The following is an 8,182-nucleotide window of genomic DNA, read 5'->3' on the forward strand; positions in this document are numbered from 1 at the left end:
GACGCCCTCGGTACCAAGGGCTTCTGGATGAGCTACTTCGCCCTCCGCGCCGCTCCGCTCGGGGCTGCGCCCGCCGAGCTGGTCACCGCGCTGTTCTACAACTTCCACCCGGCCATGGTCGCCCGCGCGGTGCCCGACGTGTGGGCCGTCGCCGCGCCGGAACGGTTCGTGGCGGCCCGTCTGGAGGCGGTGGACGCCGCGTTGCGCCGGCTGCTCGGAGCCGATGTCCTCAGCTCGCCGGAGGTTGCGGAGGCGGCCGGCATCGCGCGTGACGCCGCGCTGGCCGCCCCGACGGCCGGGCGGGCACTCGCGGCGGCCAACGCCGCCCTGGAGTGGCCCGACGCCCCGCACCTCCTGCTGTGGCACGCGCAGACGGTGCTGCGCGAGCACCGGGGCGACGGTCACGTGGCCGCGCTGCTCAGCGCGGGGCTCGATCCCGTGGAGGCGCTCGTGGTGTTCGCCGCCGGTGGGTCGGCCGCGGCGGAGAAGCTGCGGGAGCGGCGCGGCTGGTCCGAGCAGGAGTGGGCGGCCGCCGTCGACCGGCTGGCGGACCGCGACCTGCTCGACGGGGCAGGCGCGATCACCGACGCGGGCCGGGCCCTCGTCGTCGAGGTCGAGTCCCAGACCGACGCCCTGGCCGACGTGCCCTGGGCCGCGGTCGGTGACGCGCGGGCCGAGCGGCTGGTGGAACTCGTCGAGCCGCTGGTCGCCGCCATCGTGGCGGGCGGGGGCTTCATGGTGGACAACCCGATGGGGCTCAGGCCGCTCACGTCGGCCGGCTGATCCAGAATGCCCGTATGACGCAGGAGCCCCCGCCGTCGTGGCCGCGTCGGGACACCGGCCCCGAGGCGGACCCGACGATGGCGGTCGATCCGCTCACCGGTGAGCCGATGTCGGGCTGGTCGGTGGCCCGTGGGACCGACCTCACGAAGCCCGGGCGGGCGTCGGGCCGGGCGGAGGCCTACCGGGCCGGACCGGTCGACGGCGGCACGGAGGCGGCCCCTTCCTGGTCCGGCCACGACGCCGAGGGGTTCCCGCAACCCGGTGAGGGGCCGGCCGGCCATCCGGCACCCGGCGACGGGACCGCAGGCCATCCGCCGCCGGGTTACGGCCCGGCCACGTACCCGCCGCCGGGTTACGGCCCGGCCACGTACCCGCCGCCGGGTTACGGCCCGGCCACGTACCCGCCGTCGGGTTACGGCCCGGCCACGTACCCGCCGCCGTACTACGGGCCGCCCGGTTACCCGCCTCCCGGCTACCGGCCGGCGCCGTACCCGCCGGTGGGCCATCCGCTCGCCCGGCCCACCAACGGGCTGGCCATCGCCTCGCTCGTCCTCGGGGCCGTGTGGATGTTCTGGATCGGCAGCGTGCTGGCGCTGGTCCTCGGCTACGCCGCACGCGGCCAGATCCGGCGCACGGGGGAGGACGGCGACGGGGTCGCCGTCGCGGGCATCGTGCTGGGCTGGGTGGGGGTGGGTCTCCTGGTGCTGCTGGTCGTCGCCGGGGTGCTGGGGGACTCCTGACGGCGCCGGGTGCAGCACACGGACGGGAGCCGTCGTGCCAGGATGAACGGCGTGTCCCGACCTGATCCCCGTGCACGTGCCCAGACGGCCGCTCTGTCGTCATCGCTGGCGGGCGCGGTCGACCTCTCCGCCCTGAAGGCACGCGCCGAGGCCCCGCCCCGTCCTCCGCAGGCGCCGGGTGCCGCACCCGCCGCCGGCACCGGCTCCACCAGCGGTTTCGTCATCGACGTCACCGAGCAGGGCTTCCAGGCCGACGTTCTCGAGCGGTCGCTGCAGGTGCCCGTCGTGGTCGACCTGTGGGCCACCTGGTGCGAGCCCTGCAAGCAGCTCTCCCCGGTGCTCGAACGCCTGGCCGACGCCGCGAACGGCGCCTGGATCCTCGCGAAGGTCGACATCGACGCCAACCCGCGCATCGCGCAGGCGTTCGGCGTGCAGTCGATCCCGATGGTCGTCGCCGTGGTGGGCGGCCAGCCCGTCGACGCGTTCAACGGCGCCCAGCCCGAGCCGCAGATCCGGCAGTGGATCACCTCGCTGCTCGACGCCGTGCGCGACCGGATGCCCGCCGTCGCCGAGGCGGAGCGGGGTGCGGGCGCACCCGAGCCCGTCGAGGAGCCCGAGGACCCGCGGTTCACCGCCGCCGAGGACGCCCTCGAACGCGGCGAGTGGGCCGAGGCCGAGGCCGCCTACGAGGCGATCCTCGCGCAGGAGCCGGCCAACGAGCAGGCCAAGGCCGCCCTGGCGCAGGTGCGGTTCCTGGCCCGGGCCGAGCAGGTCGACCCCACCGCCGTCGAACGTGCCGACGCCGCCCCCGACGACATCGACGCGCAGCTCGCCGCCGCCGACGCCGAGCTGGCCGGCGAGGGCGTCGAGGAGGCGTTCGCGCGGCTCGTGGCCACGGCGGGCCGCACGTTCGGCGACGACCGCGACCGCGTCCGCGAGCACCTCGTGAGCCTGTTCGAGCTGTTCGCCCCCGACGACGCACGGGTCACGGCGGCCCGGCGGGCCCTGGCGCGCGTCCTGTTCTGACGCCGGTCGGGCCCGGCACGCCCCGACGCGCGCGCCCGGGCCCGACCGCGCGCGGCCGTCACCGCAGGCAGCTCGCGGCGCCCTGGCGCACGCCCTGCCGGAACCGGGTGACCCGGTCGAAGCCGTCCTCGCTCCCGTCGACCGTGCCCTGCGGGGAGCGCGCGGCCCAGTCGGCGGTGAGCAGGACCTGGACGGCCTCGTCGAGGTCGCCCGGGGAGAGCGTGAAGCTGCCCGACGGGTCGAGCAGGCGCGCCGTGTACGCACCGGCCAGGCAGACGGCGGCCGGGCCCTCCGCGGGCCGGCCCATCGCCGTCAGCGCGGCCATGGCGTAGCGGCTCGCGACGAGGGTGGCCGCCGCGTAGTCGCCGAACCGGTCCTCCAGGGTGGTCAGCGCGGGCCGGTCGACGTCGATCGATCCGTCGGCCGCGCAGAACCGGGCCGGTCCCTGCCCGGTGAGCGCCGGCCCGGAGCAGGACGCGCCGGGCGCGGTGCGCAGCGCCGGGGCCCGCCACCCGGGCGCCCGTGGCGCGGCCAGTGCTGTGAACCACTGCCGGGCGTCGGTCTCGACGGCGGGCAGCAGCTGGGCGAGGGGCAGGTTGCCCCCGCGGGCCTGGTCTGCGGCGGAGCCGAAGCGGCGTTCGGTGAAGGCCCGCCCGGCCACGGTCATGGCGGCGCACAGCGTCGGGCCACCCGTCCAGCCGTCCTGGAACGCGGAGACCCGGTCGAACGCGTTGCCGTGCGCGCTCGCGTCCGAGGGCCCGATGCCGACCGGGTCGCGGAACCCGACGAGCGCGAGCACCGCGGTGTCCCGGTCGCCGACGTCCAGCCCCGGCCGCCCGGAGAGGGACGCGAGGGTGGCACCGGCGTAGCAGTCGGACATCGCCTCCAGCAGGATCGTGGGGAAGGCCGCCGGATCGCGGGCCTGCTCCTCGTCGACACCGAGCCGCGTCTGCACGGCGTGCCCGACCTCGTGGGCGAGCACCACCACCACGCCCGCCGTGCCGAACTCCCGCCGGATCTGCGGCAGCAGCCCGTCGGCGTCCCAGACGACGGCGTCGGCCGCCGGGCAGTAGAACGCCTGGCCGTCGAGATCGGCGGCGCGCTCCACGCACGGCGGGGTGGCCGTGCTCCGGGACGCCGTGTGCACGGGCACGAAGCGGCGGATGTCGCGCCACGGCTGGCCGAACGCCGCGGGGAACGCCTGGTCCCAGAACCCCTGCAGCGCCGTGGTGACGTCGGAGAGATCGACGGGCGGCGGAGCCGCGATCGCCGCGGTGCCGGTGGCCGGCGCCGCACGTGCCCGTCCGGGCACGGATCGGGCGCAGCCGGTGACCAGCACGAGCAGCACGCACACCACTGCGGTGAGGCCGCGGATCGGGATGCGCACCCCGTCATCGTCTCCCGGCGGGTGGTCGTGGGGGAGCGGTTCGGAACAACTCGACCCGTACGGATAGCGTCGGGACCCGTGCCGTCCAGTGTGCTGACCCCGCCGGTCCGGTCCGCCACCCCGAGCCGGGTGGTGGCCGGCCTGCTCGTCCTCGCGTCGATCGCGACGGCGGTGGTGCTGGACATCCGCCATCCCGACGTCCTGCTGCGGCTCATCCCGTCCACGGACATGCGGGAGCTGCACGTCGACTTCGACACCTTCTGGCACTCGGCCGTCGCGATGGTGAACGGCACCGACATCTACGACACCCCCGCGAAGCTGCGCAACCTCAACCCGCCGCTGATGACGGTGCTGCTGGGCCCGTTCGCGCCGATGGACGAGGTGACGGCCTACCGGATCTGGGTGGCGCTGACGACGCTGATGGTGGCGGGGTCCGTCCTGCTCGTGGCGCGCGAGCTGCGGCTGCGGGCGGTGTTCACGGTGCCCGCGCTGCTGGCCGTGCTCGCGTCGTCCCCGCTGCACGGCACGCTGGTGCTCGGCCAGATCTACCCGGTGCTGCTGGTGGGGCTCGTGGCCGGCTGGATCGCCGAGCGGCGCGGCCACCCGGTGCTCGCGGCGGTGCTGTTCGGGATCACGGTGGCGCTCAAGCCGTCACTGGCGCCGATCCTGCTGCTGCCCGCGGTGCAGCGCCGGTGGGCGCCGTTCCGGGCCGGGATCCTCTCCGCCGCCGTGGCGTCGCTCGTCGGCGTGCTGGTGGCGGGTCCGTCGAGCGCGCTCGGCTGGCTGCGGATCGCGTTCAGCGAGCCGGTGCCCGACACCGTCGACAACGCGTCGCTGCCCGGGCTCGCCGTGCGGTTCGGGCTGCCGTCGTCGGTCGGGATGGCGGTGGGGCTCGTGGTGCTGGTGGGCACCCTCGTCTGGTGCGGACGCCACCGCGACCGCATCGAACCGGCCGGCACGGTGCTGTGGGCCGTGGTGGCCGCGGGGCTGCTGTTCTCCCCGATCGCCTGGCACAACTACCTGATGCTGCTGTTCCCGGGCGCGCTGATGCTGATCACCCTCGGGCGCGGGGCGGCCACCGCCGTGATGCTCGCGGTGGCCGTGATCCCCGTGTCCTGGAACGCCGACTGGCCGGCCGACGGGGTCGGCCAGGCCGTCGGCCGGTCCCTGTACTTCCTGGTCCTGCTCGGCTACTGGACGGTGCTGCTGCGGTCGGCCGGCCCCGACCCGGCCGGGGGCCGCTCCGAGCCGGAACCCGCCGGGGCGGCGCCGGGCCCGGCCTGAGCCACGACGTCGTCGGCCCGGCCCAGCGCATGCCGGCCGGTGAGCAGCGGCCCCTCGTCGTCGAGGTCGGCCAGCCGCTCGTCCAACCCGTCGCCCGCGTCGTCGGCGAAGTCCACCGGCAGCACCGGCTCCCCGGCGAGGGCCGCGGGCTCAGCCGCGACGGGCTCGGCCCCGACGCTCCCGGCCGCGACCGGTTCGGCGGCGACCGGTTCGGCTGCGACGGGCTCGGCGGCGACCGGATCGATGACGGCCTGTTCGGTCGCCGCCGATCCGGGCACGGCGGCCTCCACCGGCGCGTCGACCACCGGCGTCACCGGCGCTACCTCCGGCACGTCCGCCGAGACGGGGGCGGACGGAGCGTCCTCCACCGTGACGGCCAGCCTGCTCACCGCACCTTCGAACGGCTCCGGCGCCAGCCACAGCACCCCGGACGGGGGCAGCTGCAGCACCGCCGACGCCGGACGCCCGTGCCACACCGTCTGGTCGGCCTCCACCGCGCCGAAGTTGCCCACGCCCGAGCCGCCGTAGATCTCGGCGTCGGTGTTGAGCACCTCCTTCCAGCGGCCCGCGAACGGCAGCCCCACCCGGTAGTCGGGCTTGGGCGTGCCGGAGAAGTTCGCGACGCAGGCGATCACGGTGGGCTTGCCGTCGGGGTCGACGCCGTGGCGCAGGAAGCTGAACACGTTGCCCGCGGTGTCGTTGGCGTCGATCCACGAGAAGCCGTCGGGCGAGACGTCCTTCGTCCACATCGCGGAGTGGGCGCGGTAGGCGCGGTTGAGGTCGCCGACCATGCGCTTGATGCCCTCGTGCAGCGGCTCCTCCAGCAGGTGCCAGTCGAGCGACCGCGCCTCCGACCACTCGCGCTCCTGGCCGAACTCCTGGCCCTGGAACAGCAGCTGCTTGCCCGGGTGCGCCCACATGTAGGCGAGCAGCGCGCGGACGTTCGCGGCCTTGTTCCAGGCGTCTCCCGGCATGCGCGTCCACAGCGAGCCCTTGCCGTGCACGACCTCGTCGTGGCTGATCGGCAGCACGAAATTCTCGCTGAACGCGTACATCAACGAGAACGTCATCTGGTTGTGGTGGAAGCCCCGGTAGATCGGGTCACGCGCGGTGTAGTCGAGCGTGTCGTGCATCCAGCCCATGTTCCACTTGAACCCGAAGCCCAGACCGCCCAGGTGCGTGGGGCGGGAGACGCCCGGCCACGCCGTCGACTCCTCGGCGATCGTCATGGCGCCGGGGTGCTCGCGGTAGACGGTGGCGTTCATCTCCTGCAGGAAGGCCACGGCGTCGAGGTTCTCGCGGCCGCCGTAGATGTTGGGCAGCCACTGCCCGTCCTTGCGGGAGTAGTCCAGGTAGAGCATCGAGGCGACGGCGTCGACGCGCAGCCCGTCGACGTGGAAGGACTCCAGCCAGTACAGGGCGTTGGCGACGAGGAAGTTGCGCACCTCCTTGCGGCCGAAGTCGAACACGAGCGTGCCCCAGTCGGGCTGCTCGCCGCGGCGCGGGTCGGCGTGCTCGTAGAGGGCGGAGCCGTCGAACTTCGCCAGCGCCCACTCGTCGCGCGGGAAGTGGGCGGGCACCCAGTCGACGATGACGCCGTAGCCGTGCTGGTGGAGGTGGTCGACGAACCACCGGAAGTCGTCGGGCGTGCCGAAGCGCGAGGTCGGCGCGTAGTACGAGGTGACCTGGTAGCCCCAGGACCCGCCGAAGGGGTGCTCGGCGACCGGCAGCAGCTCGACGTGGGTGAAGCCGGTCTCGTCCAGGTAGTCGACGAGCTGGCGGGCCATCTCCCGGTAGTCCAGCCCGGTCCGCCACGAGCCGAGGTGCACCTCGTAGATGCTCATCGGCTCGGCGTGGGCCTGCTTCTGCGCGCGGGCGGTCATCCAGCCGTCGTCGGACCACTGGTGCCCGGCGACGTCCACGATCGACGCGGTGGCCGGCGGGATCTCGGTGCGGAAGGCCATCGGGTCGGCCTTGTCGCGCCAGCGCCCGTCCCGGCCGAGGATGCGGAACTTGTAACGCGCACCCGGCTCGATGCCGGGCACGAACAGCTCCCACACGCCGGTGCTGCCCAGCACCCGCATGGGGTGGGCCCAGCCGCTCCAGCCGTCGAAGTCGCCGGTGACGCGCACACCCTGCGCGGACGGCGCCCACACGGCGAAGCTCGTGCCGGTGACGACCCCGGCCGGAGTCTCGTAGGCCCGCACGTGCGAGCCCAGGACGTCCCACAGCCGCTCGTGGCGGCCCTCACCGATCAGGTGCAGGTCCATCTCGCCGAGCGTGGGCAGCCAGCGGTAGGGGTCGTCGACGATGTCGACCCGCTCGCCGTAGCGGACGGCCAGCCGGTAGTCCGACGGCGGCCCGGGCACGACGCCCGAGAAGAGGCCGGCGTCGTGCACCCGCACCAGCGGATGACCCTCACCGCCCTCGAGCACGACGTGCACCTCGTCGGCGTGGGGGCGCAGCACGCGCACCACCGTGCCGTCCGGGTGCGGGTGGGCGCCCAGCACCGAGTGCGGGTCATGGTGCGCGCCCCCGAGGACACGGTCGATGGTGCCCTGGTCGGGCGGGCAGGGGTCGACCTTGTTGATGATCTCCGCCTCCCGGTTGATCGTCTGGGTCCGGTTATCCTCACGATCCACCCGCGCACCCTATTGGTCGAGCCCCGGCGTTGCCGAGCCTGGCGGCAACGATCCGGACGCGGTCGGTGGTGGTCACCCGGATGGGCGCCGGTCATGAGGGGTGGTCCTCGACGCCGGCGATCACGAACCCGGGGGCGCATGCGAACGGCGCACCGTCCACCGCCGACGTCTCGGCTCGGTTCTCTCCTCGGCCGGATGGATGTGCGGGGGGAGCGCCGGAACGACGGTCCGCCGCTCGTGTCGATTCCGGGTCTCGGGGGGTGTCTCTATGTCGTTGTCAAGCGGCGGCGGGGCTGGTGTCCGGCTCGGTGGGCATGGGC

General features: G+C 74.6%; 5 protein-coding genes and 1 pseudogene. 4 read left to right on the top strand and 2 right to left on the bottom strand.

What is annotated here, in order from left to right:
- The 3 genes from BGP03_RS10580 to BGP03_RS10590 form a co-directional block, all read left to right on the top strand.
- On the top strand, positions 1 to 783 hold a 783-nt coding region (locus BGP03_RS10580; RefSeq protein WP_299736190.1), incomplete at its 5' end, for a hypothetical protein.
- A 14-nt stretch (positions 784 to 797) separates the two neighbouring features.
- Positions 798 to 1,523: a DUF4190 domain-containing protein gene (locus BGP03_RS10585; RefSeq protein WP_298799478.1), complete on the top strand. Its 726-nt coding sequence runs from the start codon at positions 798 to 800 to the stop codon at positions 1,521 to 1,523.
- 42 nt (positions 1,524 to 1,565) lie between these two features.
- Positions 1,566 to 2,549, top strand: coding sequence for a tetratricopeptide repeat protein (locus tag BGP03_RS10590; RefSeq protein ID WP_296367891.1), 984 nt, complete (start codon positions 1,566 to 1,568; stop codon positions 2,547 to 2,549).
- Positions 2,550 to 2,607: 58 nt separating this feature from the next.
- Here BGP03_RS10590 and BGP03_RS10595 read toward each other — a convergent pair whose 3' ends face one another.
- The gene (locus BGP03_RS10595; protein ID WP_298799479.1) at positions 2,608 to 3,936 is read right to left on the bottom strand and encodes a neutral zinc metallopeptidase; all 1,329 of its coding nucleotides are present in this window, start codon (positions 3,934 to 3,936) and stop codon (positions 2,608 to 2,610) included.
- 78 nt (positions 3,937 to 4,014) lie between these two features.
- Between BGP03_RS10595 and BGP03_RS10600 the strand changes: the two genes are divergently transcribed.
- A complete protein-coding gene (locus BGP03_RS10600) occupies positions 4,015 to 5,220 on the top strand; it encodes a glycosyltransferase family 87 protein (protein WP_296367894.1) in 1,206 nt (401 codons plus the stop codon).
- 404 nt (positions 5,221 to 5,624) lie between these two features.
- Here the strand turns inward: BGP03_RS10600 and glgB are convergent.
- Positions 5,625 to 7,832: pseudogene (glgB, locus tag BGP03_RS10605) on the bottom strand (1,4-alpha-glucan branching protein GlgB); the annotation flags it as partial.
- Positions 7,833 to 8,182 lie beyond the last annotated feature (350 nt).

Source organism: Pseudonocardia sp. 73-21, from assembly GCF_001899645.1.
Lineage (GTDB): Bacteria > Actinomycetota > Actinomycetes > Mycobacteriales > Pseudonocardiaceae > Pseudonocardia.